This is a genomic window from Marinomonas epiphytica (genome assembly GCF_054780655.1).
Genome location: NZ_BAAGVX010000029.1, coordinates 27896 through 54082 on the forward strand (window position 1 = coordinate 27896; position 26187 = coordinate 54082).

A 26187-nucleotide genomic window follows, 5' to 3' on the forward strand; every position below is an offset into this window, starting at 1 on the left:
ATTAAATCCCATCCTCAGACAGTTTCTTAGAAAGATTACCTATGTTACCAGCCCCCTGAGTAATCAAGAGGTCACCTTCACGTAAAATATTCTTAAGGATCGAGTTAAGATCCTCTACATCCGCAATATGAATAGGGTCAACCGAGCCTAATTGACGGATACTGCCACATAAAGATCGGCTATCTGCACCATTTATTGGGGCTTCACCTGCGGCGTAAACATCCAACAAGAGCAAGACATCAACCTTTGATAAAACTCGCACAAAGTCTTCGTACAGGTCACGGGTACGTGAGTATCTGTGAGGCTGATACACCATCACCAAACGCTTTTCAGGCCAACCAGCACGAATCGCCTTTATGGTTGCTAGCACCTCACTCGGGTGATGGCCATAGTCGTCTACAAACATCACTTGCGAGCCATCAGCAATACTAAGCGGCTCTTGCTCTTGGAAGCGACGCCCCACCCCTTCGAAGCCCATTAAGCCAAGCTGGATTGCTGCATCGTCTACATTTAAGTCCGTTGCCACCGCAATTGTAGACAGTGCATTCAATACATTATGACGCCCAGGCATAGGCAAACGAATTTTCAGTGGTTCACCTTCAGGGCGATGAGCTAAAAACTCACAAAAACGGCCTTTTTGAACAATATCTGTCGCATAAAAATCTGCTTTCTGATCAATACCATAGGTCAATACTGGGCGACTCAAAGAAGGCAGGATCTCCCTTACATTCTCATCGTCAACACAAAGCACAGCCAAACCATAGAAAGGCAAGTTATGTACGAATTCCACAAAGGTATGCTTAACCTTTTCGAAATCCCCACCATAGGTGTCCATGTGATCTTCATCTATGTTGGTAATTATGACCGTTTGAGGTTGCAAATGAAGGAAAGAAGCATCGCTTTCGTCGGCCTCTGCTACCAAATAAGAACTGCTGCCAAGCTGAGCATTTGTGCCCGCACTCGTAAGACGCCCACCAATCACAAAAGTAGGCGCTTCACCAGTTGCCGCCAATACTGACGCCATTAAACTGGTGGTAGTGGTCTTACCATGCGTTCCTGCAACCGCTATTCCGTGGCGATAGCGCATCAGCTCCGCTAGCATTTCCGCCCTTCTTACAATAGGAATACGGTGCTCTTTACCCCAAATAATTTCTGGGTTTTCTTCGTTGATGGCAGTAGACACAACTATAACATGCGCCTCATACACATTGGTTTCTTGGTGACCCAAATAGACTTTTATTCCTAACTCTTCCAGGCGCTGAGTCGTTGCAGAAGCATTCAAATCAGACCCTGACACCTGATAACCTTGGTTATGCAGCACTTCAGCAATGCCACACATACCTACCCCACCAATACCGATAAAGTGGATGTTTTGAATACGACGCATGGCCGGAATATCATACTGAGTCTTTGTTTCTATCATACTTTCATCAACCTTAAACAATGCATCACCACATCTTGAGTGGCGTTTGGATGAGCAACCATTTTGGCTTTATCACCCATCTCTAATAATTTTTCGTCGTTTTCAATTAGCTCAGTCAGCAGAGCCATAACCTTTTCTACGTTCAACTCTGGCTGAGGCAACAAATAAGCCGCACCGACTTTTTCTAAATAGCGGGCGTTGGCTGTTTGATGATCATCTATGGCATGGGGATAAGGCACAAAAATAGCAGGCAAGCCAGCAACCGCTAGTTCACTAACCGTCATAGCCCCTGCTCGGCACAGCACCATATCAGCCCAATAATAAGCCTGATTAATATTCTCTAGATAAGGCTCAACACGAGCTTCAACTTCTAGTTGAGCATATTGTGACATGACTTCTTGATGGTTTCTCACACCCGTTTGATGCCAAACATCCAAACGCTGGGAATGCGGCCACTGACTTAACAGTTGCGGCACCAAATCATTAATCGCTTTTGCACCAAGACTGCCACCGACCACCAGTAATTTTAAGGGTCTCGCTTTGTCTAGCCTTGATGGCCTGTGTAACTGGCGCAAAATATCCTTGCGGATAGGGTTTCCTACATGCATGGCTCCGTCTAAAGCTTGATCAAAGGCTTGCAGCTTGACATTGGCGACCTTGGCTAACAAACGATTCGTGGTGCCTGCAATGGCATTTTGCTCATGAATCACCAAAGGAATACCCAACAGCTTAGCGGCGATACCACCTGGTCCGGCAACAAAGCCCCCCATACCTAACACCACATCGGGCTTCATTTTCTGTAAAATGGCGACCGCTTGCCCAATGGCATGCAATATTCTAAAGGGCGCAGCAATAAGTCCTAACACTCCTTTACCACGCACCCCTTTAATCGACAAGGTATGCATTTTAAAGCCCTGCTCTGGAACGAGCTTTTCCTCCATGCCACCTTTAGAGCCAAGCCATTGCACTTCAACATTACGATCGGTAAAGGCATGCGCACAAGCAAGAGCAGGGTAGATGTGCCCTCCTGTTCCTCCAGCCATAATGGCGACTTTTTTAAGATCCGACATTCACACTACCTTTTACTGTATCTTCTAACGATTCGGTCGCCAACAATCGACGATTTTCAACATCTACTCTGGCCACGACAAACAAACTGCCCAAGGTAATGATCAGGCTACTACCACCATAACTAATTAATGGTAGCGTTAATCCTTTGGTTGGTAGAAAGCCTGTATTTACCCCTACATTGATAATCACTTGAGCTAAAATCAATATGGCAAAGCCAAAACACATATAACCGCAGAAAGGACGGGATAACGCCAAGGCTTTATGTCCAATTCTAAATATTCGACTGACCAATAAAGCGAATAGGGAAATCAGTAGCAGACCACCAACAAGACCTGTTTCTTCCACCCATATAGAGAACACAAAGTCTGTGTGGGCTTCTGGAAGGTAAGACAGTTTTTGAACGCTATTCCCCAGGCCAAGACCAAACCATTCACCCCGCCCATAAGCGATAAGTGCTTGACTCAATTGGTACCCCTCACTGAAAGGGTTAGCCCAAGGGTCTAGAAAGTTAGTTAAACGCTTTACCCGATAACTCTCCCCCATTGCCACTGCTGCCAAAGCGATGAGCGCAAGGGTAACTAAAACAATAAACTGATACAAAGGCGCGCCCCCCAAAAACAGCAACGCCATAACGGTTCCTAACAACACAACGGAAGCGCCAAAATCTGGCTCTAGCAGCAGAAACACAAGAAAAACAATGCTCAACGATAAAGGCAGCAAGAAGCCAACCCAACCCTTACGCAGGTTATCAGCTCGTCTAACAAGATAGCCTGAAATGTACACTACCATACAGACTTTCGCGACTTCGGAGGCCTGCAGGTTAAACACGCCAAGATTGATCCAACGCTGGCTGCCGTTCACACTTTTACCAATACCTGGCACTAATACCAACACCAGCAATGCGAAAGAGAGCAACATCATCCAAATACCCCACTTTTGCAGTTGCTGAGTGGGCAAAGACAACATCATATAGCCAAAGATCAAACCGAGAACCAAATAAAGACATTGGCGCCCCATAAAGAAGAAGGGGTGACCATAGGAACTAACGGAGATAGAAATGGAAGCGCTGGCCACCATCACAATACCCAACGCCAAGATAGCCACTGTCGCAATCAAAAACCAAGGATCCACTCGTTGAAATTCACGCAGTGACACCCGGTCAAGATAGGCCATTACATTCATAGAGCATGTACCAATTGCTGAAAATGATCCCCTCTTGCCTCAAAGCTTTGGTACATATCAAAACTGGCGCAAGCGGGTGAAAATAGCACTAAATCACCTGACTCCACATGGCTACGGGCCGTTTCAACAATGCTTTCCAAATTGGGGAAAAATTGCATGTCTACATTGGCTCCCGCTAACGCCTCAGCAATCAGTTTAGCATCGCGACCAAATAAATAGAGTGTTTGGACAAATTCACTGATGGGCTTCTTCAAGGAACGAAAATCAGCACCCTTTCCTTCACCACCTAAAATAAGGTGTATATGTCGACGCGATTTATCCCCCAAGCCCTCCAAGGCCGCAAGTGTTGCCCCAACATTCGTGCCTTTAGAATCATTAATATAGGTTACACCCTCTAAAGTTCGAGTGGTTTGGCAACGATGTGGCAAACCAGAAAACTCTGCCAATGTAGCGGCGATTTCTGCTGATTTAATGGACACTCCGAGAAGCTCAAGAATCCCTAAGGCCGCCAAAATATTTGCGTGATTATGAGCCCCTTTCAACTTAATGTCAGATGTGTGATAAAGACGCTCCACCCCTCGACATAACCAAGCACCCTGCTCGTCTGGAAGAAGTCCAAATTCTTTTAGATCAGGACTTTTGGTTGTAAACGCTCTAACCGGGGTATTCTCAGCCAGCAAGGGAGCCGTTAGGATATCTTGCTTGTTGCACACAGCCGCTTTACAACCACGATAGATTCGTTGTTTTGTCCGTTGGTACTCATATAAATCTTGATAGCGATCCATATGGTCTTCTGACACATTTAAAAGGCAAGCAAGATCGGCTTGTAGGGCGGGTGTGGTTTCCAGCTGGAAGCTGGATAACTCTAGAACGTAAAAGTCTACAGACTCAGCCAGTAGGTCTAACGCTGGCAACCCAAGGTTCCCACCAGCTAGTGCTTTTTTACCACTAGCGTTGAGCAATTCTGCCACTAAAGTAGTGACCGTACTTTTTGCATTAGAACCCGTAATAGCGACAAAAGGCGTTTTCACATATTCACGAAACAAATCAATGTCACCACGCATGGCCACACCACGCTCAGCCAAACGTTGTAATATCGGCGTGCTTAATGGAATACCAGGACTCACAAAAAGCTCAGTCACACCCAAGCTTTCGAGTACGTCTAAACTTCCGGTATGAATTCGCTCAGGGGGACAAAATGCCTTCGCCTCTTCTAAACCGGGAGGGTTAGGACGGGAGTCGACAACAAAAAAATCCAACCCTTTTTCGGCTAAAAAACGCACACAAGATAAGCCAGACACCCCTAACCCAACCACGGCACGAATACGATCGGAACTAATTAACGACATGTCTATACACCTATCGAACTTTTAACGTAGCAAAGCCAATTAACACCAAACAAACCGTGATGATCCAAAAACGTACAATCACCTTTGGCTCCGCCCAACCTTTCAATTCAAAGTGGTGGTGGATAGGCGCCATTCTAAAAATCCGTCGCCTGGTCAACTTGTATGAGGCGACCTGCAAAATAACCGATACGGTTTCCATTACAAAGACCCCACCCATAATGAACAGCACAAGCTCTTGGCGAACAATCACGGCAATGACACCTAAGGCAGCACCTAACGCCAATGACCCGACATCCCCCATAAAAATTTGCGCAGGATAAGTGTTAAACCACAAAAAGCCTAAGCCAGCTCCGGCAAGCGCCGCACAGAAGACTATTAATTCTCCAGAACCTTGCACATAGGGAATTAGTAGGTAATCTGCAAAGCGAATATTACCGGTAAGGTAAGCAAACACACCTAACGCTCCGCCTACCATTACCGTGGGCATTATTGCCAATCCGTCTAAGCCATCTGTCAGGTTAACCGCATTACTGGTCCCGACAATAACGAAGTAAGTCAACACAATGAAGAAGAAGCCTAAAGGAATGGCGACATCTTTAAACAGAGGTACGATCAAGGCCGTTTCTGCAGGCGTGCTGGCAGTAAAGAACAAATACACCGCCGCTGCCAGACCAAACACACTTTGCCACAAATATTTCCACTTAGCGGGCAAGCCACGTGGGTTCTTCTCCACCACTTTGCGGTAATCGTCTACCCAACCTATCAACCCAAAGGACAGCATCACCAATAGCACAACCCAAACATACTGATTACTCAAATCGCCCCATAGCAAAGTACTGATAGCAATAGAGAAAATGATCAGCGCACCACCCATTGTTGGTGTACCCGCCTTGCTTAAGTGAGACTGAGGGCCATCATCACGAACCGCCTGACCAATCTGCAAGCGCTGCAAAAGCACGATTACTTTATTGCCGATAAGCAATGAAATAGCTAAGGCGGTTAACACCCCTAAAATTGCTCTTAAAGAGAGATAGTTAAATACTGAGAAGAATGTAAAGTACTTACTTAAGTAAGCGGTTAGCAGAAGCAACATTGGTAAGGATAGTCCTTAATTAATTAATGCCTTAATAACATTTTCCATTTTAGCGGAGCGTGAGCCTTTCACTAAAATGGCATGATTTTCATTGAGTTCTTGCACTTGTTTAGCGGCGTCTTGGTGATTGTGACAAAACACCGCCTTGCCACCACTCTGTTCGAAAGCGCGACCAGCAATGGCTGCTACCTCACCAACACACACTAAATTCTTTACGCCCTTTGAAGCAGCATAGCGACCTAAAGCCGCATGAATTTCTTGCCATTGATCACCTAGCTCACCTAGTGCACCTAAAATTAACCAGGATCCAGTAGCATTTTGCATCACCAAAACATCGATTGCCGCTTCCACAGACGATGGGCTAGCATTGTAACAATCATTGATCAATAGAGCTCCATTTTTTGTGCACAATCTCTCTAATCGCCCTGCCACCACACTGGGTTTTGATAATTGCTGCACCGCTACAGAAAACTCGTACCCCAACGCCAACATAGCCAATACTATCGCCATTCCATTAGCGATCTGATGCTTACCTGGCATTGCTACTCGCACTTGTTCTGATAAGCCATCATAGTGCAAGGTTACATCACTGTAGTCGCCTGCCAGAGCGACCTCATCCGCCCACAAGTCCGCGGCATTAGTAAAGCCAAATGCCAACACTTTCCGACCTTGTGCTAAGTTATGCCAGTAATCAAAGAAACCGTCATCTCGGTTGAGCACTACCACTGCATTCGGCTGACTCCCAGAGATCAACTGACCTTTCTCTATTGCTATACCTTGAAGGTTTCCAAAACCTTCAAAATGGCTACCACTTGCATTGGTTAGAATCACCACGTCTGGGTGAGCAATACTGGCAAGACGCTCAATTTCCCCGGGGTAGCTTGTACCCGTTTCCACGATGGCTAACTCGTGATCAGGCCGCAAACCAAATAAAGTTTGTGGCACACCTATTTGGTTATTCAAATTGGCGAGGGTTTTTAACACAGTTTTATCAGCAACAGACTGAGCCAACCAATCTTTTACAGTTGTTTTACCATTGCTTCCCGTAATACAGACAACTGGTCCCGTAAATTGATCTCGAATATAGCGTGCCAATTGGCCATATGCGGTCACGGTATTTTCCACCTTAACATAGCAAGTAATGGCTAAATCTTGCTGTGAGAGCACCGCAACAGAGCCTTGCTCCAAAGCGTCTTGAGCGTAGTCATGACCATCAAAGCGCTCTCCAACCAAAGCAATAAACAAGCTTTTTTCGGTGATTTTACGAGTATCGGTAACAACATGCTCAACCAGCTGATCTGGGCCAACCAACTCCCCTTGGCAAACATCAGCAATATGACTTAATAACAAGTTAACCAACATAATTATTTAGCACCCTTTGGGCTTCTTCTCGGTCATCAAAGTGGTGCTTAACCCCTTCAATGTCTTGATAATTTTCATGACCTTTACCAGCGATCAACACCACATCGTTAGGTCCTGCCATTTTAATCGTTTGCTCAATGGCATGACGACGATCGGCAATCACTTTGATTGCAGTAACATCTACACCCACTAACGCATCATCTAGAATTTGTTGGACGGATTCGGTTCTTGGATTATCACTGGTTAAAACAGGAAAGTCGCAACCCGCAAGAGCAGCTTGCGACATCAGAGGACGTTTACCTCGGTCTCGGTCACCGCCACAACCATACACACAATATAATTGGCCATCACAATGGGATTTGACGGCTTGCAAAGCGACACTCAACGCATCTGGAGTATGAGCGTAATCCACTACCACCAATGGAGCTCCTTCACGCTCCACTTTTTCCATCCGACCTGGTGCACCTTGCAGTTGCCCAAGAGCCGATATCAGCAAGGCTTTATCGGCCACTTTATCCCAAAGTGCAGACAAAGCAGCAAGGGCATTTTGTACATTGAACAAGCCTAACAAAGGCAAGAAAACTTTACACTCACCTTCTGGAGTCAGTAAAGAGAACTCACAACCAGTGGGTTTAAAAATCAGCCCTTTTGCAAAGAACTGGGCTTGATCGTTTTGCTGACTATAAAAAATTCGCTCAGCACGTGTTGTTTCACTCATAAAGTGAGCATAGTTATCATCAAGGCAGAACACCGCTCGTTTGACACTTTCAAATTCGAACAGCTTTCTTTTTGCCTCAGCATAATTTGCCATGTCCCCATGGTAATCCAGATGATCACGAGTCAAATTTGAAAACACCGCGCTTGCAAAGGGTAAGCCGTCTATGCGACCTTGGTCTAGCGCATGAGAAGAAGCCTCGAAGGATACGAAATTCACCCCCTCTTCAGCCATTACGCGCAAAGTCTTATGCATGGATAAAAGGTCTGGCGTGGTTTGGCTTGCTTCTTGTAAGTTATCGAGCTGACCTATTCCAAAGGTCCCTACTAAACCACTGTGCATACCAACTGCCTGAGCGAGTTGCGCCAGATAATAACAAATAGAGGATTTACCGTTGGTCCCCGTTACCGCCACTAGGTGGGCAGGTAAAGCACCACAATAACGCTCTAAACATGCCAGCATTAACGCTTTAGGATCTTGCACCTCCAGCAAGGTCAACCCTGTCACGGCCAACCCCAACCCTTTCGGCACAACTGCAACTTTTAGCCCGTTTTCTGCGGCCTGCTGCAAGTAATCCCAGCCTTGACTAGACACACCGGGTAGCGCAAAAAAAACAGCCTTAGAGGTTACTTTTCGGCTGTCTGTTTCTATATGGGTATAAAACAATTCTGGCAGGTCACTCTCATAAGAGAGCCCTGCCAGTTCGAGGAGTTCTTGATGGGGTATTTGAAGCATTTATCCTCCTTGTGCCACCTGATAGGGAATCGTTTTTTTGTCCACTCGTACTTCCCGTAAACCTTCCGGTAAATCAGGCGATATATTCAAAGTAGTCAAGGCACCTTCCATAACACGTGAAAACACAGGGGCGGCTACCTCACCACCATAATACTCTCGACCTTTCGGGTCATTCACCATCACAACCATCGCTAATCGTGGATTAGAAGCCGGCGCCATACCTGCAAAAAGTGCGATATATTGATCGTACTCATAACCTTTTGATCCAACTTTATGGACGGTACCTGTTTTACCTGCGACACGATAACCTGGAATTTTTGCAGCTTTGCCAGACCCTCTCTGCACGACCGCCTCAAGCATTTTTACCACATCTTTCGAAACGCCTGTCGGGATAACTTGCTTACCAGCGCCCGGAATGTCTTGTTTAAAAATAGTTACCGGTACCTTGTAACCATCGTTTGCCAATGTCATATAAGCTTGCGCCAATTGCAATGTGGAAACAGATAAACCATAACCGTAAGCAAGCGTGGCAAGTTCAGAAGGGTGCCATTTAGGGTGTGAAGGCAATACCCCACTGGCCTCACCAGGGAAACCAATACCCACTGGCGAGCCAATACCCAGCTCATAGTCCATGTTCCAAATCGCATCTTGCGGCAAAGATAAGGCAATCTTAGAGGAGCCAACGTTACTGGATTTAATCAGCAGTTTTTCAAGGTCAATCGTTCCGTAATTGGTTGCATCACGAATGGTAAAACGCCCGAAACGCATGTAACCAGGAGCGGTGTTAATTTGCGTTTCCGTTGTATATTGACCGGATGCTAGAGCCGTAGAAATAGTAAAAGGCTTCATGGTAGAACCTGGCTCAAACAAATCAATCACCGCACGGTTTCTTAACTCTTCATAGGCCAGCTCCGAGCGGTCATTAGGGTTGTACGAAGGCTGGTTAACCATGGCAAGAATTTCGCCTGTTTTCACATCCAGTATTACTGCCGAAGCAGAAGTTGCTCTATGTTCGGTTACCGCTGCTTTCAGCTCTCGGTAGGCTAAATACTGCAGGCGTAAATCAATACTCAGCTCAATGTTGTCACCTGGTTTTTCGGCGACTTCCTCGCCGACTCCACGGATAATATTGCCTCTTAAGTCTTTTACATACGTACGTTTACCATACTGACCTTGCAGGGCGCTGTCATAAGCCAGCTCAATGCCTTCTTGGCCTTTATCGTCGATATTGGTAAAACCCACCACATGAGAGGCGACTTCACCCGCTGGATAAAAGCGCTTGTACTCTTTAGTTTTAGTGACCCCTTCTATTTTTGCCGCCATGATCACGTCAGCCTCGTGTGGAGGAAGCTGGCGCTTTAGGTACATAAAAGAGCGAGACTTATTTCGTTCAAAGCGTTCACGCAACCAGGCGGTACCAACTCCCATCACCTGAGCTAATCGTTCAATTTCTTGCTCAGGACCTTCACCTGTCTTTGGATCGTAATCCATTTTCCACAAGGCTTTAGGGTTTGCCACTATGGTCCAAGTAGGTGTGCTGACGGCCAAAGGCTCACCACGGCGATCCAGAATCATGCCTCGGGTAGCAGGTATAGCCTCCGTACGTACAGCACGAATCTCACCTTGGTTTTGCAAGAATTCTTTATCCAGTACAGTCAATTGAAATAAGCGCCAACCCGCCACCAAAAAGAGGCAAAGCGCAGCACCATATATAAAAACAAAGCGCCATTTTCCTGGGTGAATTAATCCGTTATCTTGTTTCATGGTTTCACTATTATGAGTTCATCTTGCGTGGGCGCATGCATGTTTAAATCTTTAATTGCATACTGCTCTAAACGGCCAGGTTGTGTTAACGCACTTTGCTCTAACAACAGCTGCCCCCAAGTTACTTCGTAATTAATTTCAGCCTTCTTCAATACCTGAAGATGCGAGAAATCCTTTCTAAATTGATACACCTGTATCACCACAGCAATGGATACCACTGCCAAGATAAAAACTCCTCCTACATAAGCTGCAAGAGAGAATTTCACCTTCTTAATCACTGATCTTCTCCAACACTCGCAACACGGCGCTGCGAGATCGAACATTGTCACTGACTTCCGATTTTGAAGGCTTAATAGCCTTACCCACGGTTTTAAACTTAATATCTAAATGCGCATTTTGAATGGGTAAATGGCGTGGTAGCTCAGGCCCTTTCGACTTAAGTTTCATAAAGCGCTTTACCATGCGATCTTCTAGAGAGTGAAAGCTGATTACGACCAATCGGCCGCCTACTTTCAGCGCTTGCGTTGCCGCTTCTAAACCCACTTCTAGATCGCCCAATTCATTATTGATATGAATTCGAATACCTTGGAATGCACGAGTTGCAGGGTTTTTACCCTTTTCCCAAGCTGGATTGGCTTCAGCAACAATTTTTGCCAACTGCAATGTGGAGACTATGGGGGTGTGTGAACGGTAGTCACAAATTGCCTTAGCAATACGACGAGAGAAACGCTCTTCGCCATATTGGTACATGACATCAGCCAACTCTTTTTCATCGACCACGGCAATCCACTCTGCTGCACTCTGCCCTTTATCAGGGTTCATGCGCATATCCAATGGGCCATCATTCATGAAACTGAAGCCACGTTCGGCATCATCAAGTTGTGGAGATGAGACCCCTAGGTCCATCATAATGCCATCCACTTTATCGACACCAAAGACGCTGGGGATGTGCTCTGACATAGCGGCAAAACTGTCTTGTACTATCTGGAATCGACTGTCGTCTTGCTCTAGCGCACGACCAAAACCAATGGCGACTGGGTCTTTATCAAATCCCAGCAAACGGCCTTTTTCCAGCCTATCTAGGACCAACCTTGTGTGGCCTCCGCGACCAAATGTCCCATCTACATAGAATCCGTCAGCATCTGTCACTAACATATCTACCGATTCATTCAGCATGACACTAATGTGTTCAGCCATTGGGTTTGTCATAGAGATATATCCATCATGGTTTCAAGTTGTAAGTCGTCTAATGCATCTTCTGCTAAATAATCTTCTCGCTGAGCTTCCCACTCTGCTTGGCTCCAGATTTCGAGCTTTTTACCCTGACCTAGAATCGTTAACTTGCGATCTAACTTAGCAAACTCACGTAATGGCGCAGGCAATAAAATTCGCCCCGCTTTGTCTACATCTAAGTCTGTAGCATGCCCCACTAATAAGCGCTGTAATCGCCTAGCTTGCGGTTGAAAGCTGGGCAATTTATCTAGCTTGGCTTGTATTTGTTCCCACTCAACGACGGGGTACAGCAGTAGACAGCGAGACACAGGGTCTATGGTTACCACAACACCTTCATCATCGTATTGAGCTAATTCATCGCGCAAGCGGGCTGGGAGCGACATACGCCCCTTAGCATCTGCACTGACCTGATGAATCCCTCGAAACAAGCTCATATCCCACTTATCGACACTTTATCCCACAATTTAACACCATTCTTCAAAAAAGGTAAAAAGAATTTGCAAAAAAGGCAAAATTAGGCAAAAAGCTGCCCTCGATTACACATTAAGACAGAAGCAAGCAGTCGAAATATTAAGAAACGAAGAGAAAAAAAGAATAAAAGGCAAAACAACACAGCAGACACATAAAAAGTGGGACGAAGTGGGAAAGAACGATTAACTTGCTTGCTTCTAGCATTAAGAATGGAACGACAAAGGCAGCACTGGGCAGAACAAAACAAAAAGCACAAAAGGGAGAAGAAAAGCAAGTTGGCCGATAAGCCGGGTTCTGTCGTGGACAGCCATTCATCTAATACGTACATCACTGCACGTCTTTAGCAACCTACCCGAACTCAGCGCGGGTCACGCCAATGAGTTCCTATTTGGTCTTGCTTCAAGTGGGGTTTACCATGCCACGAACTGTTACCAGTCGCGCGGTGCGCTCTTACCGCACCATTTCAACCTTACCGGCAGTAAACTGCTTAGGCGGTATATTTTCTGCTGCACTTTCCGTAGGCTCACGCCCCCCAGGCGTTACCTGGCACTTTACCCTGCGAAGCCCGGACTTTCCTCCCCCTCATAGAGGCGGCGACTGTCTGGCCAACTTGCGGCGTGAATCCTACCTAGGCGTACATAGAATAACAAGTAGTTTATGGCCCTTTTCTGTAATTTAGGTCACAGGCAAACGAAAACAGACCTCTAAACCTCCTTGCGGACGATTTTTAGCACTAATTTCACCTTTGTGTGCTCTGACAATACGCTGAGCTATGGTCATTCCCACACCAAAACCACCTTTTGAAGAACCTCTGGACTCATCGGTGCGATAAAAAGCATGGAAGATTTTGTCCAGTTTTTCTTCTTCTACACCTGGCCCATTATCCCGGACATATATCAGCACTTCCTGCTGCACTTGCTCTGTCACTACCTCAACCAAGCCGCCGTCTGATGCATAACAACATGCATTGCGCAGAATATTTTCAATAGCGTGACGAAGCTGCAAAGGGTCGCCCACCATGCTCTCTGGCTTATCACCAACCTTGGAAACAGAGATCCCTTTAAGTTGGCTCTCGAAATTGACGTCCGCCACAATTTCATCCAACCATTCTTGCAGTTGCATCTTCTCTTTTTTCAAAGAAGACTCCTCAAGACGGCTCAAGTTAAGCACCTGACCAATGAGCTCATCGAGCTCATGCAACTCAGTACGTATACGGTCTAGGTATTTTTCTTGCTGCTTTTCGCCGTGCTTATCTTCCGCAATGGTCAAGGCAACTTCAATTCGAGCTAAGGGTGTTCTCAATTCATGGGAAACATCGCGCATTAAGCGCTCTTTCGAAGACAGCAAGTCTTCTATACGCTCCGCCATTTCGTTAAATTCGTGGGCCAGCTTACCAATCGCATCATTCCGTCGAGCCAATCCACCTTCCACACGCACCGACATATCACCCTTGCCAAAGCTGCGTGCCACCCGTTGCAATTTCAACAAGGGCCCCAACAACCAATACGCTAGAATCCCACTGGACACCAACAGTCCCAGCAACAAGAAAGCAATAAAGAACTCAGGCGCAAGGGCATCGATTTTAGGGTTGGGCTTGAAAATCATCAAATACTGAACATTCTCACTGCCGACCACTTGGATAAACTGACTATTGAGCACATCTGCCGCCAAAGCCGCTCGGCCATTCTCGGCCGCACCTTGACGTATATCCCTCGGTAGAGGCTTTAATAAAGTGGTGCCATTTTCCTTATACAGATAGATACGACCAAATAACTTTTTTTCCGCCTTATTTGCCTCTGCCCGCAAGTGCTCCAAACCATGCTTTTCATAACCAGAAACAAGCTGAACGCCCACATCTCCCAACACACTAGAAGAGACCTGATTACGGTTCTGCACAAATTGAACCGTCATTAAACCAAGGCTCACAACGACGATATTAGAAAGCAGTATGACAAGAAAAACGCGTAGAAAAGTATTTTTCATATAAGATTAAATGTCGTCTTCTTCTGATACAAAGATATAGCCTACACCACGCACCGTTTTTATTCTCGGCTCGCCATTTTCTAGGTTGCCAATTTTCTTACGCAAGTTACTAATGTGCATATCCAAACTGCGATCATACATGGTCAACTTTCGACCAAGCGCTTTTTCAGATAACTCTTGTTTTGTTAATACCTGCCCAGGCACCATTAACATGCATTCTAACAAGGTATATTCAGAACTGGTAAGCTCAACCAACTCACCTTCCAAATAGACAGTGCGATTCTTACGGCGCATTAATACACCTGCAAGCTCAATATCAGAAGTATTGTCTTCTTCTTTCTCTTGGCTAGCACGACGTAAAATGGCTTTTATTCGAGCCAACAATTCACGTGGATTAAATGGTTTTGACAAGTAATCGTCCGCGCCCATTTCAAGACCTAATATGCGGTCAATATCATCCCCTTTGGCAGTCAGCATAATAACTGGAATAGAGCTTTTAGTACGAATTTGTTTTAGGGTTTCAAAGCCATCTAGCTCTGGCATCATGACATCAAGAATAACAATGTCAGGCGTGCTTTCCGCCATTAACGCTAAGGCTTCTTTACCATTCCAAGCGTGCGTGACTTCGTACCCTTCGCCATCAAAATAATCTTTAATTAAATCCGATAAACGAGCGTCGTCATCTGCTAATAGTAACTTAACCATATTTATATTCCTGATAATTCAAAGTTAAATATTTTGCTTTACAAACAGTTAATGTAAATATTACCCGATTGAATTAAAGGACAAATCGCTCTTTTCAATCTATTTACAGTCTTTTCGCATTCCGCTACGCTATTTATTCAAAATAGACTTTGTAAAGAAAAAAAAACCGCATTCAGTAATGCGGTTTTCGTTTTTTCATTGGACTTTAAACATTATGCTTGTTTAAAAGGGTCACGCAATACGATAGTTTCATTGCGATCTGGGCCTGTTGAAATAATATCAACAGGTACACCAACCTGCTCTTCTAAGAAACGAATGTAGTCTTGAGCATTTTTAGGTAGGGCTTCAAAACTTTCCGCACCTACAGTTGACTCAGTCCAGCCAGGCATTTCAACGTAAACTGGCTTCGCTTTTTCGTAACCTTCGCTGTCTACCAATGAACCGGCCACTGGGTTGCCTGCTTCATCTGTGTATGACACACACACTTTAATGACAGACGACCCGTCTAGTACATCAAGTTTAGTTAAGCACATACCTGAAACTGAGTTAATTTGCACCGCATGACGTAACGCCACCGCATCAAACCAACCACAACGACGTGAACGACCTGTCGTCGCACCAAATTCATGGCCACGAGTACCAAGACGCTCACCGTCTTCATCAAATAGCTCCGTTGGAAACGGACCTGAACCAACACGAGTGGTGTAGGCCTTGGTGATACCCAATACATAATCTAGGTATAAAGGACCAAAACCTGTACCTGCAGGGGCACCGCCAGCCGTTGTGTTAGAAGAGGTAACATATGGGTAAGTACCGTGATCCACATCAAGCAATGAACCTTGAGCACCTTCAAACATAATGTTGGCACCTGACTTACGGAGATCGTGCAAAAGACCAATTGTATCTGTCACCATTGGACGCAAGAACTCAGCCATTTCTAGGCCTCGCTCGTACACTTCATCGTAAGAAATTGGGTCTACATTATGGTAATTAGTTAGTACAAAGTTGTAATACTCAAGCACTTCTTTCAATTTACAAGCAAAACGCTCAGCGTCTAATAGATCACCTACACGAATAGCACGACGCGCTACTTTGTCTTCGTAAGCTGGCCCAATACCACGTCCCGTCGTACCAATTTTCTTTTCACCTTTCGCTTGTTCGCGGGCTTGATCCATCGCAATGTGGTAAGGCAAGATCAAGGGACAAGCAGCACTAATTTTCAAACGCTCTACAGCAGGAACATCCTGCTCCAATAACTCAAGCACTTCTTTTTGCAAGGCATCAGGACTAAGCACAACACCATTACCAATGATGCACTGCACACCATCACGCAAGATACCGGATGGGATCAAATGCAAAACTGTTTTTTTGCCATCGATCACCAAGGTGTGGCCCGCGTTGTGACCGCCTTGGAAACGAACAACCGCAGCAACATCTTCTGTTAGCAGGTCAACAACCTTACCTTTACCTTCGTCACCCCATTGAGTGCCTAGAATAACAACATTCTTACCCATAATTTCAGGTCTCATTTAAGTAGTTCTAAAAAAATTACTTCTCTTGCGGAATCAGCTGCCAAGTTTGGTCAACTTTTTCCAAAGAAAAATCAGCGCTAACAGAAGCGCCCCCATCTAAGGCTTCGATTACTCGATACCCTTCTGCACGCAAAGCATTCACTGCCTGCCATAAGTCTTCCGAAGTACAAGCTGGCGCCAAGACCACTGAAGGTTGAGATATTTCTTGATCTACCAAGCCAACCAATGCCTTCACATCCGTACTAAAGCCTGTTGCAGGTCGTGAACGACCAAACACTTCGCCAATATTGTTATAACGACCGCCACGGGCAATCGCATTTCCATGCCCTGGTAAGTAAGCCGCAAACACCAAGCCAGTATGGTAGCTATAAGACACCATGTCACTTAGATCAAAATGCAAACCTAACCCAGGGAAACGATCAGTAATCGTAGTACTTACTTGCGCTAACAATTCTAAGGCTTCTTCAATGGCTTTACTGACTTTAGAAAACTGAGCTTTGGCTTTATCCAGCACCTCAATACCCCCACACATTCGAGGTAAAGCGGTAAGCCAACTGGCTTGCTCACTATTCAGTGCAAGAGATGCAACATAGCGATCAAGTTCCGGCAAATCTTTACCCTTGTAAAGCTCCGTCAGTTTAGCCTGCTCAACATCGCTTAATTCACAAGCGCTAATCACGCCTTTAACGATATCGACATGACCTAAGTCTAAGACCAGATTTTTTAAGCCCGCTGTAGATAAGGTTTGCAACATCAAAGACAAGACTTCAATATCGCTTTCAACCCCGCCGTGACCATAGATCTCAGCCCCTAACTGAATAGGAGAGCGAGTCCCATCTAAGCCAGAAGGAACAGTACGCAAAACTGTTCCACAGTAACTCAAACGCTGCACACCTTCTTCTTTTAGGCAATGAGCATCAATACGAGCAACTTGGGAGGTAAAATCGGCGCGAATACCCATTAAGCGACCCGACAATTGATCCGTTACTTTAATTGTTTCCAGTTCAAGATCTGAGCCTGCCCCAGTTAACAGGGAATCGAGGTATTCTAGGAGAGGAGGGATTACAAGTTGGTATCCCCAACTTTCATGGAGGTTCAGCAGGGTCCTTCTAAGATGTTCAATTTTTTCGGCCTTTTCCGGTAAAGCCTCATCTACACCATCTGGAAGCAACCAACGATCTGCTAGTGTCATTAAATCTTTCCTCTTAACTGCGAGTCAACAGAAGGAGAATTAAGCCAAGGAACATACTAACCGCACCAAGAATACGCAAATTCGTATCGGAACTTGCCATAGCTTTAGCCATTATTTCTCTCCAAAAATGTGGAGCCAAAAATGGCAATATCCCTTCTGCGATCAACAATAGACTGACACCAACAAGCAGCGCCTGCAAAAATTCCTGCATAAACTCTCTTTGTTATGACCATTAAAAAACCGGGCAGCGCCCGGTTTGTGTAATAATAACATGTTTCCTATTTCAACAAATAGACCCATGCTGGATTATTAACGAATATTCCTGTTAGTTCGTCGCACCATTTAGGTATTTGAAGAACTCATTATCAGGTTTCAAGACAAATAAGTCGTTGTTACCTTCAAAGCTCTGACGATATGCCTGCAAACTGCGGTAAAATTCGTAGAATTCAGGATCTTGAGTATAAACATTTGAGTAAATGGCTGCTGCTTGCGCATCACCATCACCGCGAATCATCTCAGCATCTCGTTGAGCTTCAGCCTCTAGTACTACTTTTTGGCGGTCTGCATCGGCACGGATACCCTCAGCAAGCTCCAAACCTTTCGACCTGTGCTCACGAGCTTCACGCTCACGTTCAGTTCGCATACGCTGATAAACCGACTCACTCACATCAGGTGGCAAGTCAATTCGCTTAACACGAATATCAACGATACTAATACCCAGTTCAGATTGCGCAACTTCGTTTAAGTCATCACGCAGTTCCGTCATTAGAGAATCACGCTCACCGGAAACCACTTCGTGCATGGTACGCTCACCAAACTGGTTACGTAACCCTGTATCGACACGAGACGATAACACTCGGTTAGCGACCACTTCATCACCAGAAGTCGCTTGGTAGAACTTATCAACTGAGTCAATTTTCCATTTAACATAGGAATCCACGATAACCGCTTTCTTTTCCTGTGTTAAATAACGCTGAGGACGAGAATCCATTGTAAGAATTCGCGCATCAAACTTTTTAACTTCGTTCATGACTGGTAATTTAAAGTGCAAACCTGGTTTCACATCGGCATCTACGATTTCACCAAACTTGAGCACCACAGCTCGCTCGGTTTCGTTTACCACATAAAGAGTTTGCGAGGCCGCTAAGACACCCACTAGAAGAAGGATCAAAGCCGCAAAAGATAAGCCTTTCATTAGTTTCTCCCCTCTCTACGAACTGTCGTGGACTGACGTTTACGCAACTCACTGATCACTTGATCGGTCAGCGCATTAATGTCTGCCGAGCCCAATGCGTTCGTTGCATTTTGAGCATTGCCAGCATTTTGCTTAAGCAACTGGTCTAATGGCAAATACATCATATTATTGCCACCTTCGGTATCTACAACCACTTTATTAGCATTTTGATAAACCGATTCCATTGTCTCAATGTACAAACGACGACGAGTCACTTCAGGCGCTTTTTCATACTCGCGGTATAAGCGATCAAAACGATCTGCCTGACCACTTGCACGGGCCACAATTTCAGAACGATAAGCCTCTGCTTCTTCACGAATACGCTGAGCACGACCACGCGCTTCAGGAATTACGCCGTTAGCATAAGACTCAGCCTCGTTACGAACACGTAATTCATCTTCTTTCGCTTTAATTACATCATCAAACGCTTCTTGCACTTGGTCTGGAGCCTGAGTGTTCTCTACGTTGACTTTAGAGATCAGCAAACCCGTACCATAGGCACTGATGTAACCTTGCATGCGGGTTTTTACTTCTTCTGCTAAAAGCTCACGACCTTCAGTCAGAATTTGATCCATCTCAGAGCTACCTACTACATGACGCAAAGCACTCTCAGTGACTTGTGCCAAGGACTCTTCTGGGCTACGCACGTTGATCAAGAAGTTTTTCGGGTTATTAACGGAGTATTGAACCGAAACACCCACTTCAACAATGGCATCGTCCAAAGTCAGCATAAGCGCTTTGTGATCCAGAGAACGTACTTTCGTTACGTTAACTTTGGTCACCTGATCGATCATTGGTGGATTCCAGTGTAGACCAGGCATCACAGTAGAATGATATTTACCTAAACGCAGCACAACACCACGCTCTTGTTGGTCAACCTGATAAACCCCTGTGGCTGCCCACAAAGCAATCAGAGCAATTAACAAAACGGCAATTAGGCCACCTCCCATTTTACCGGAGAAACCAGAATCACCACCAGAACCACCTTTACGCGTTTTCTTAACACCCACCATGTCCATGAGCTTTTTAAACGCTTCATCTAGGTCAGGCGGCCCCTGATCGCGACCACCGGACTTGCGTCCCCAAGGATCATTATTGGTCTCCTTTTCGCGACCATCATCAGGGCGCTGAGCCCCTGTATCGCGTTTTTTATCCGGATTCCATGGGTCATTGTCGTTATTACCCGGTTCATTCCAGGCCATACTACATCTCCACTCGTTTTCTAATAATAAACTGGTTAAGCATTCCTATGCCGCCATAATTTGACTTTCCGAAACACCAACTCGCGCCAGTATTTGCAAATAATCTTTCTTTGGCAACAAGACTTTTAAAACTGATCGACCTTGTTCATCAAAGGTTTCAGAACGCACTGCACCATGCTCAAATAACATGGCTCGAAGGCGCCCTAACTCAGATGGCAAACACAAGGTTTCTTCTAACACATCCTGCGCTAAAATTTCCGCAATAGCATGTTTTAGCAAATCGATCCCCTGCCCTTCTCGGGCAGACAACCAAACCCTTACTGGCACACCGTCGGCATCTCTGTCGATACGCGGCTCAGCGGTTTCCATGGCATCAATTTTATTAAATACTTTTAAAACAGGCACTTCGTTAGCGCCTATTTCTTCCAATACTGCATCCACATGAGAGATATTTTCATCTCGTGCTATGTCAGCGGCATCCACCACATGTAACAATAAATCAGCTTCGGATGACTCTTTCAGGGTCGCTTGAAAGGCCTTGATCAATCGGTGCGGCAATTGGCGAATAAAACCCACAGTATCCGCAAGCACCACCGTGCCGATTTGCTCCATGTCCAAGCGTCTTAACGTTGGGTCCAAGGTAGCAAATAATTGATCAGCAGCAAACACTTCTGCTCCCGTTGCACGGTTAAAAAGTGTAGATTTTCCCGCATTGGTATACCCTACTAAAGAGACTGTAGGCATATCCGAACGAGAACGAGAGCGTCTACTCTGGTCTCGCTGAGTATTCACTTTATCCAATCTTTTTTGAATGGATTTGATTCTCTCACGCAATAAACGACGGTCGGTTTCTAGCTGGGTCTCACCTGGCCCACGCATACCGATACCACCTTTTTGGCGTTCCAAGTGGGTCCAGCCCCGAATTAGACGCGTCGACATATGCTGTAACTGCGCTAATTCAACTTGCAACTTACCTTCGTGAGTACGAGCGCGCTGAGCAAAAATATCCAGTATCAAACCCGTGCGGTCTAACACTCGACATTGCAGCTCATGCTCTAGATTTCTTTCTTGGGAGGGGGATAAAGCATGATCAAAAAGCACAACTTGCGCTTCTTCTCTCTGTACGATTTCTTTTATCTCTTCCAGCTTACCCGAGCCTACAAAATACTTCGAGTCGGCTCGTTGGCGCGACCCAGTCACTACCGCAACTGGGTCAGCACCGGCTGAAATGGCAAGTTCAACAAACTCTTCCGGCCCATAATTCTCGCTTTGATCGCTAAAATTAATATGAACCAATACAGCTACTTCACCACTCTCAGGGCGTTCAAAAAACAATATACATTTCCTCTGTTTGCCCTTTCAAGTCCAAACTATTCAGCGGTTTCTTCCGTCAAATCAGTTGGGATGCGAATTGTGCGGGATGGCACAACCGTTGAAATGGCGTGTTTGTAAACCATTTGGCTTACTGTGTTTTTTAGTAAGATGACAAATTGATCAAAAGATTCAATTTGGCCTTGAAGTTTAATGCCGTTCACAAGAAAGATAGACACTGGTACTCTTTCTTTGCGTAACACATTTAGATAAGGGTCTTGTAAAGATTGCCCTTTTGACATTGGAATCTCCTTAATTGAGGTAAATAACAGTAGAAGTCTTGGTAAAACAATATGGTAGATGATACACCAAGTTTTAGTCCATTTCCCCTTATATAATTCTGCTTTCTATATAATTCAAGGCTTCTGGCAAAAGATCTTTCGACAAACTGTCGAAAATTTGCAGATCTTCCCAGCCTCTTAGCCAGGTTAATTGCCGTTTAGCCAATTGGCGTGTAGCAACCACCCCTTTAAAAATAGCATCATCTAGAGAGTCTGCACCCTCTAAATATTGCCATAACTGACGATACCCTACACATCGCATAGAGGGCATTTCAATGGTGAGATCACCACGTTGGTACAAGGCCTCCACTTCCTGCAGAAAACCTTGCTCCATCATTTGCATAAACCTTAGCTCTATTCGCTCATGCAACACTTTACGCTCTTGGGGCATTACCGCCATATTCACCATATTAAAGGGCAAGGCTTGCTGTGCTTGCTCTGCCCACCATTGGGTCATGGTTTTCCCGGTTAAACGGTACACCTCTAATGCCCTCTGTAGACGCTGGGGATCATTTGGGTGAATACGCTGGGCGGATTCAGGGTCAATGCGAGCCAGTTCTTCATGCAGCACCTCCCAACCTGACTGAGCCGCTTCCTGCTCAATCTGCTCTCGCACCTCTGGGCTGGCCTTGGGCATTTGCGCCAACCCCTTCTGCAAAGCATTAAAGTACATCATGGTACCGCCAACCAACAATGGCGTTTTACCCTGTGCTATTATTTCATCAACATGCACCAACGCGTCGTCCATGAAGTCAGCCGCTGAATACGCCTCAGTAGGCTCAATAATGTCTATTAAACGATGGGGGGCGCGGGCCAACAGCTCAGCATCGGGTTTGGCCGTTCCTATGTCCATCCCTTTATAAACCAATGCCGAATCCACACTGATGATTTCAAAGTTATGGTGTTCTGCAAGCTCTACTGCCAAGCCCGTTTTCCCTGACGCCGTGGGCCCCATTAAACAAACAACCGTTGGTTTAGTCATTTTATCGCCCTCGCAGGAAGAGTTTATCCAAATCAGACATGGTCATTTGCGTCCATGTAGGTCGGCCATGATTACATTGCCCGCTACGCTCGGTCATTTCCATATCTCTAAGCAAGCTATTCATTTCAGCAATGGTTAACTTACGATTCGCGCGAACAGCACCATGACACGCCATGGTTGCCATCAGTTCATTTGCTCTCGCTTCCAATACGTCTGAAATACCATTTTCAGATAGGTCGCTAATCATGTCTCGCACCAAGCTTTCTGCATCACACCCCATGAGAATCACAGGAATTTCACGAACCATGACACTCTCTAGCCCTGAACGCTCCACGCGCAAACCAAAAGACTCAAACACCTGGCCGTTCTCTTCCACCAAATCAGCCTCGCTCTGGGAGACACCAATATTAATGGGCACAAGCAAAGGCTGTGCAACGATGTTCTTTTGGTAGAAGGCTGTTTTCATACGTTCATAAACAATACGCTCATGAGCGGCGTGCATATCCACGACAATCATGCCTTTTTCGCTCTGGGACAGTATGTAGACACCGTGCAACTGAGCGACCGCAAAACCAAGTGGCGGCACATCTTGGCTTGCAGATTCAAGCTGCGTAAAACTCTCGGACTCGGCCACCTGAAAGTGGCTAGCCTGAACAACAGGCGCAATAGCTCGAACCTCTCCCGTTTCACGGTCCACCTCTTCCTGGCTTTGGGTATAGTGTTCCGCATAATTGGACAGCGCTTGCATCCCCTCCAGCTGGCCGCGCACTTCTCCCTGAGCGGGTGCTTGAGGATTCGCCCTCATCCAGTCCATTCCCCCTGAACGATTAGACAATGGCAAACTGGACTGATCTTTTATTTCATCTTGCTGAACATCTGGAGCAAATTGTTCTGCCGTCGGGCTCGAGTCTGACTCTGGACGAACATCTGCAATGACCTTATGGATTTTACTAAACAAAAAGTCATGTACCAAACGACCGTCTCTAAAACGCACCTCATGCTTCGTTGGATGCACATTCACATCAACTGTGGCAGGGTCTAGTTCTAGATACAACACAAAGGTCGGGTGACGACCATTATAAAGCACATCTCTATAAGCCTGACGAACCGCATGGGCCACCAGCTTGTCTTTCACCACTCGACCATTGACAAAAAAGTATTGCAAATCGGCCTGTGAACGAGAGTAAGTTGGTAATCCAATCCACCCCCATAAACGCAAACCCGCCGCTTCAACATCCAGAGTTAAGGCATTTTCTATGAATTTTTTCCCTAACAAGGTGGCCAATCTATGTTCAGCATGAAGCTGGTCGGTGACAGGACGTAAATCATAGACCTGCTTGCTATTATGACTTAGTCGAAACCCCACGTCATAACGACTCAAAGCCAAACGTTTCACGACTTCTTCTAGGTGTGCAAACTCGGTCTTCTCAGTACGTAAGAACTTGCGTCTTGCTGGCGTGTTAAAAAATAAGTCTCGCACATCAATGGTGGTACCTTGGGGGTGAGAAGCTGGCCTCACCACGGTCGCCATATCTTTACCTTCCGCCTCTACTCGCCAAGCCTCTTGCACGTCTTGCGCCTGAGACGTCAAATGCAAACGTGAAACTGAGCTAATACTGGCTAAGGCTTCACCACGAAACCCCAACGTAGAAACAGCTTCGAGATCATCCAAGGTAATGATTTTACTGGTCGCATGGCGACTTAGCGCCAAAGACAAATCATCTTTTAATATACCTGCACCATTATCGCGTATCTTGATTCGCCTCACCCCACCCTGCTCGACATCAATATCAAGCTGAGTTGCGCCCGCATCTAAGCTGTTTTCCAGCAGTTCCTTCACTACGGAAGCAGGCCTTTCCACTACCTCACCCGCTGCAATTTGGTTGGCTAGGCGTGGTGATAAGAGATTAATTCTTTGCATGAAATACCTATGAAATTCTAGAGCTCTGGCACTAATTAACGGCTTAATTAGCTGGAATGGTAAGTTTCTGGCCTACCCAGATGGCATCATTCTTAAGCGAATTTGCTTGCCTAAGGCCTTGTAGGGACACCTTATTACGACGCGCAATTTCCGACAAGGTATCGCCTTTCGAGACCGTATACACATAACTTGCAGCCCCACTTTTACGCCAAGCAATCAAAGTACCGTCTGGAGGATTTTGAACATAATACTCTTGCACCCCTTGGGAAATAGCTCGGGCCATTTTAACTCGATAAGTTCGGCTAGAGAGGTTTTTCGCTTCCGTGGGGTTAGATACAAACCCCGTTTCCACCAAAATAGAAGGAATATCGGGGGATTTTAACACCACAAAACCCGCTTGCTGAACGGTATTCTTATGCAAACGCGCCATACCTTTCATTTTACCTAATACACTTTCACCAACATTCAAGCTCATTTGAATTGTCGAATTCAGTGACATATCGAGCAAGACTTCAGCCAGCAGAGGGTCTTTATCGTCTAGGGATATACCTCCCACAAGATCGGCAGAACTTTCTTGTTGAGCCAACCAGCGCCCCATTTCGGAACTTTTTCCACTTAAAGACAAAGCCCAAACCGAAGCCCCTCGGGCACTGGATTTAGTAAAAGCATCCGCATGAATCGAAATCAATAAGTCTGCATTAGCCGACCGAGCAATTAAGGACCGCTCACGCAGCTTTAAATACTTATCAGTGGAGCGAGTTAATACGGCTTTAAAACCATCAACCGCATTCAGACTTTTGGCTAATTCTTTTGCGATCGATAAAACAATGTCTTTTTCACGCACTTTAAACTTACCAAGCGCGCCTGGGTCTTTCCCTCCATGGCCTGGATCTATTACGATCACCACGTCACGCTTTTTAGCCACTATGGTTTCGACACTTTTAACCACTTGAGCTGTTTTTTTAACACCGTACTCTAGTTCAACGAGAATTCTCGGCCCGTACGCACCACTCGCGGATAACACACTACTTTTGGCTTTCACTTTACCAGTGAGATCTAACACTAAGCGAATTCCTGAGTTGCGCTTCGCATATCTCACTCGGGTTAGCACCTTGCTGGATAGATTCGATAATTTTGCTGCGGTTGCTGCCGGTAAGGTTGCACTATTCACATCCACTACCACTCGATCAGGGTTAACTAACGGAAACAGTCTATGATTCGTTTGCGATGTCAGCTCGATCACCAGACGAGTCACCCCCTCTTGCTGGGAGACACGAACATCTTTAATGTCTGCCGCTATGGCAGAGCCCATTAAACAAAAAGCTAAAAGCGCCCAAACAATTGTCAGTGTTTTGTAAATTTTCTTATGCATATCAAGTAGCTAGC

Annotated in this window: 23 protein-coding genes and 1 other RNA gene; all 24 read right to left on the reverse strand. The window is 45.7% G+C overall.

Annotation, left to right across the window (positions count from 1 at the left end):
* Nucleotide 1: 1 nt before the first annotated feature.
* On the reverse strand, nt 2-1423 hold the full coding sequence (gene murC, locus ACYVGZ_RS08295) for a UDP-N-acetylmuramate--L-alanine ligase (RefSeq protein WP_460753835.1): 1422 nt from the start codon (nt 1421-1423) through the stop codon (nt 2-4).
* Entirely contained in the window at nt 1420-2493 is a 1074-nt protein-coding gene (gene murG, locus ACYVGZ_RS08300; protein ID WP_460753838.1) for an undecaprenyldiphospho-muramoylpentapeptide beta-N-acetylglucosaminyltransferase, read from the reverse strand. The genes murC and murG overlap by 4 nt, the downstream gene beginning before the upstream one ends.
* The gene (gene ftsW, locus ACYVGZ_RS08305) at nt 2480-3676 is read right to left on the reverse strand and encodes a putative lipid II flippase FtsW (RefSeq protein ID WP_460753840.1); all 1197 of its coding nucleotides are present in this window, start codon (nt 3674-3676) and stop codon (nt 2480-2482) included. Before ftsW ends, murG begins: the two co-directional genes overlap by 14 nt.
* Nucleotides 3673-5025, reverse strand: a complete 1353-nt coding sequence (murD, locus tag ACYVGZ_RS08310) for a UDP-N-acetylmuramoyl-L-alanine--D-glutamate ligase (RefSeq protein WP_460753843.1) — start codon at nt 5023-5025, stop codon at nt 3673-3675. Before murD ends, ftsW begins: the two co-directional genes overlap by 4 nt.
* Nucleotides 5026-5035: 10 nt before the next feature.
* A complete protein-coding gene (gene mraY / locus ACYVGZ_RS08315) occupies nt 5036-6118 on the reverse strand; it encodes a phospho-N-acetylmuramoyl-pentapeptide-transferase (RefSeq protein WP_460753846.1) in 1083 nt (360 codons plus the stop codon).
* A 15-nt stretch (nt 6119-6133) separates the two neighbouring features.
* Nucleotides 6134-7480, reverse strand: coding sequence for a UDP-N-acetylmuramoyl-tripeptide--D-alanyl-D-alanine ligase (locus ACYVGZ_RS08320; protein WP_460753849.1), 1347 nt, complete (start codon nt 7478-7480; stop codon nt 6134-6136).
* On the reverse strand, nt 7470-8930 hold the full coding sequence (locus ACYVGZ_RS08325) for a UDP-N-acetylmuramoyl-L-alanyl-D-glutamate--2,6-diaminopimelate ligase (RefSeq protein ID WP_460753852.1): 1461 nt from the start codon (nt 8928-8930) through the stop codon (nt 7470-7472). Before ACYVGZ_RS08325 ends, ACYVGZ_RS08320 begins: the two co-directional genes overlap by 11 nt.
* Complete coding sequence (locus tag ACYVGZ_RS08330) at nt 8931-10694, reverse strand: peptidoglycan D,D-transpeptidase FtsI family protein (RefSeq protein ID WP_460753855.1); 1764 nt, start codon at nt 10692-10694, stop codon at nt 8931-8933. It lies immediately after the preceding gene.
* Entirely contained in the window at nt 10691-10972 is a 282-nt protein-coding gene (gene ftsL / locus ACYVGZ_RS08335) for a cell division protein FtsL (protein WP_460753857.1), read from the reverse strand. Before ftsL ends, ACYVGZ_RS08330 begins: the two co-directional genes overlap by 4 nt.
* On the reverse strand, nt 10965-11903 hold the full coding sequence (rsmH, locus tag ACYVGZ_RS08340; RefSeq protein ID WP_460753860.1) for a 16S rRNA (cytosine(1402)-N(4))-methyltransferase RsmH: 939 nt from the start codon (nt 11901-11903) through the stop codon (nt 10965-10967). The genes ftsL and rsmH overlap by 8 nt, the downstream gene beginning before the upstream one ends.
* A complete protein-coding gene (mraZ, locus tag ACYVGZ_RS08345; RefSeq protein ID WP_460754140.1) occupies nt 11900-12355 on the reverse strand; it encodes a division/cell wall cluster transcriptional repressor MraZ in 456 nt (151 codons plus the stop codon). The genes rsmH and mraZ overlap by 4 nt, the downstream gene beginning before the upstream one ends.
* Before the next feature lie 310 nt (nt 12356-12665).
* An RNA gene (gene rnpB / locus ACYVGZ_RS08350) (RNase P RNA component class A) lies at nt 12666-13011 on the reverse strand.
* Between the two features lie 62 nt (nt 13012-13073).
* Nucleotides 13074-14381 carry a sensor histidine kinase gene (locus ACYVGZ_RS08355; protein WP_460753862.1) on the reverse strand — a complete coding sequence of 436 codons (1308 nt, stop codon included), beginning with the start codon at nt 14379-14381 and terminating at the stop codon, nt 13074-13076.
* 6 nt (nt 14382-14387) lie between these two features.
* Nucleotides 14388-15086 carry a response regulator transcription factor gene (locus tag ACYVGZ_RS08360; RefSeq protein ID WP_460753865.1) on the reverse strand — a complete coding sequence of 233 codons (699 nt, stop codon included), beginning with the start codon at nt 15084-15086 and terminating at the stop codon, nt 14388-14390.
* A gap of 212 nt (nt 15087-15298) precedes the next feature.
* The gene (locus ACYVGZ_RS08365) at nt 15299-16600 is read right to left on the reverse strand and encodes an adenylosuccinate synthase (RefSeq protein ID WP_460754142.1); all 1302 of its coding nucleotides are present in this window, start codon (nt 16598-16600) and stop codon (nt 15299-15301) included.
* A gap of 34 nt (nt 16601-16634) precedes the next feature.
* A complete protein-coding gene (locus tag ACYVGZ_RS08370) occupies nt 16635-17810 on the reverse strand; it encodes an ATP phosphoribosyltransferase regulatory subunit (RefSeq protein WP_460753868.1) in 1176 nt (391 codons plus the stop codon).
* Between the two features lie 13 nt (nt 17811-17823).
* Nucleotides 17824-18021: a DUF2065 domain-containing protein gene (locus ACYVGZ_RS08375; protein ID WP_460753871.1), complete on the reverse strand. Its 198-nt coding sequence runs from the start codon at nt 18019-18021 to the stop codon at nt 17824-17826.
* Between the two features lie 114 nt (nt 18022-18135).
* The gene (hflC, locus tag ACYVGZ_RS08380; protein WP_460753873.1) at nt 18136-19005 is read right to left on the reverse strand and encodes a protease modulator HflC; all 870 of its coding nucleotides are present in this window, start codon (nt 19003-19005) and stop codon (nt 18136-18138) included.
* A complete protein-coding gene (gene hflK / locus ACYVGZ_RS08385; protein ID WP_460753876.1) occupies nt 19005-20246 on the reverse strand; it encodes an FtsH protease activity modulator HflK in 1242 nt (413 codons plus the stop codon). Before hflK ends, hflC begins: the two co-directional genes overlap by 1 nt.
* 45 nt (nt 20247-20291) lie before the next feature.
* A complete protein-coding gene (gene hflX / locus ACYVGZ_RS08390) occupies nt 20292-21581 on the reverse strand; it encodes a ribosome rescue GTPase HflX (protein ID WP_460753878.1) in 1290 nt (429 codons plus the stop codon).
* A 35-nt stretch (nt 21582-21616) separates the two neighbouring features.
* A complete protein-coding gene (hfq, locus tag ACYVGZ_RS08395; RefSeq protein WP_460753881.1) occupies nt 21617-21859 on the reverse strand; it encodes an RNA chaperone Hfq in 243 nt (80 codons plus the stop codon).
* 88 nt (nt 21860-21947) lie between these two features.
* Nucleotides 21948-22880: a tRNA (adenosine(37)-N6)-dimethylallyltransferase MiaA gene (miaA, locus tag ACYVGZ_RS08400; protein WP_460753884.1), complete on the reverse strand. Its 933-nt coding sequence runs from the start codon at nt 22878-22880 to the stop codon at nt 21948-21950.
* Nucleotide 22881: 1 nt separating this feature from the next.
* Nucleotides 22882-24801 carry a DNA mismatch repair endonuclease MutL gene (gene mutL / locus ACYVGZ_RS08405; RefSeq protein WP_460753887.1) on the reverse strand — a complete coding sequence of 640 codons (1920 nt, stop codon included), beginning with the start codon at nt 24799-24801 and terminating at the stop codon, nt 22882-22884.
* Nucleotides 24802-24844: 43 nt separating this feature from the next.
* Nucleotides 24845-26173: an N-acetylmuramoyl-L-alanine amidase gene (locus ACYVGZ_RS08410; RefSeq protein ID WP_460753890.1), complete on the reverse strand. Its 1329-nt coding sequence runs from the start codon at nt 26171-26173 to the stop codon at nt 24845-24847.
* Nucleotides 26174-26187 lie beyond the last annotated feature (14 nt).

Bases quoted from the DNA above. Each gene is read 5' to 3' on its own strand.
- ACYVGZ_RS08320 (WP_460753849.1), bottom strand. From the start codon at position 7,480: ATGTTGGTTAACTTGTTATTAAGTCATATTGCTGATGTTTGCCAAGGG.
- hfq (WP_460753881.1), bottom strand. From the start codon at position 21,859: ATGTCAAAAGGGCAATCTTTACAAGACCCTTATCTAAATGTGTTACGC.
- hflK (WP_460753876.1), bottom strand. From the start codon at position 20,246: ATGGCCTGGAATGAACCGGGTAATAACGACAATGACCCATGGAATCCG.
- rsmH (WP_460753860.1), bottom strand. From the start codon at position 11,903: ATGACAAACCCAATGGCTGAACACATTAGTGTCATGCTGAATGAATCG.
- murG (WP_460753838.1), bottom strand. From the start codon at position 2,493: ATGTCGGATCTTAAAAAAGTCGCCATTATGGCTGGAGGAACAGGAGGG.
- ACYVGZ_RS08410 (WP_460753890.1), bottom strand. From the start codon at position 26,173: ATGCATAAGAAAATTTACAAAACACTGACAATTGTTTGGGCGCTTTTA.
- miaA (WP_460753884.1), bottom strand. From the start codon at position 22,880: ATGACTAAACCAACGGTTGTTTGTTTAATGGGGCCCACGGCGTCAGGG.
- mraY (WP_460753846.1), bottom strand. From the start codon at position 6,118: ATGTTGCTTCTGCTAACCGCTTACTTAAGTAAGTACTTTACATTCTTC.
- ACYVGZ_RS08365 (WP_460754142.1), bottom strand. From the start codon at position 16,600: ATGGGTAAGAATGTTGTTATTCTAGGCACTCAATGGGGTGACGAAGGT.
- mutL (WP_460753887.1), bottom strand. From the start codon at position 24,801: ATGCAAAGAATTAATCTCTTATCACCACGCCTAGCCAACCAAATTGCA.
- ftsW (WP_460753840.1), bottom strand. From the start codon at position 3,676: ATGAATGTAATGGCCTATCTTGACCGGGTGTCACTGCGTGAATTTCAA.
- murC (WP_460753835.1), bottom strand. From the start codon at position 1,423: ATGATAGAAACAAAGACTCAGTATGATATTCCGGCCATGCGTCGTATT.
- ACYVGZ_RS08330 (WP_460753855.1), bottom strand. From the start codon at position 10,694: ATGAAACAAGATAACGGATTAATTCACCCAGGAAAATGGCGCTTTGTT.
- ACYVGZ_RS08355 (WP_460753862.1), bottom strand. From the start codon at position 14,381: ATGAAAAATACTTTTCTACGCGTTTTTCTTGTCATACTGCTTTCTAAT.
- ACYVGZ_RS08370 (WP_460753868.1), bottom strand. From the start codon at position 17,810: ATGACACTAGCAGATCGTTGGTTGCTTCCAGATGGTGTAGATGAGGCT.
- hflC (WP_460753873.1), bottom strand. From the start codon at position 19,005: ATGAAAGGCTTATCTTTTGCGGCTTTGATCCTTCTTCTAGTGGGTGTC.
- ACYVGZ_RS08375 (WP_460753871.1), bottom strand. From the start codon at position 18,021: ATGCAGGAATTTTTGCAGGCGCTGCTTGTTGGTGTCAGTCTATTGTTG.
- ACYVGZ_RS08360 (WP_460753865.1), bottom strand. From the start codon at position 15,086: ATGGTTAAGTTACTATTAGCAGATGACGACGCTCGTTTATCGGATTTA.
- ACYVGZ_RS08325 (WP_460753852.1), bottom strand. From the start codon at position 8,930: ATGCTTCAAATACCCCATCAAGAACTCCTCGAACTGGCAGGGCTCTCT.
- murD (WP_460753843.1), bottom strand. From the start codon at position 5,025: ATGTCGTTAATTAGTTCCGATCGTATTCGTGCCGTGGTTGGGTTAGGG.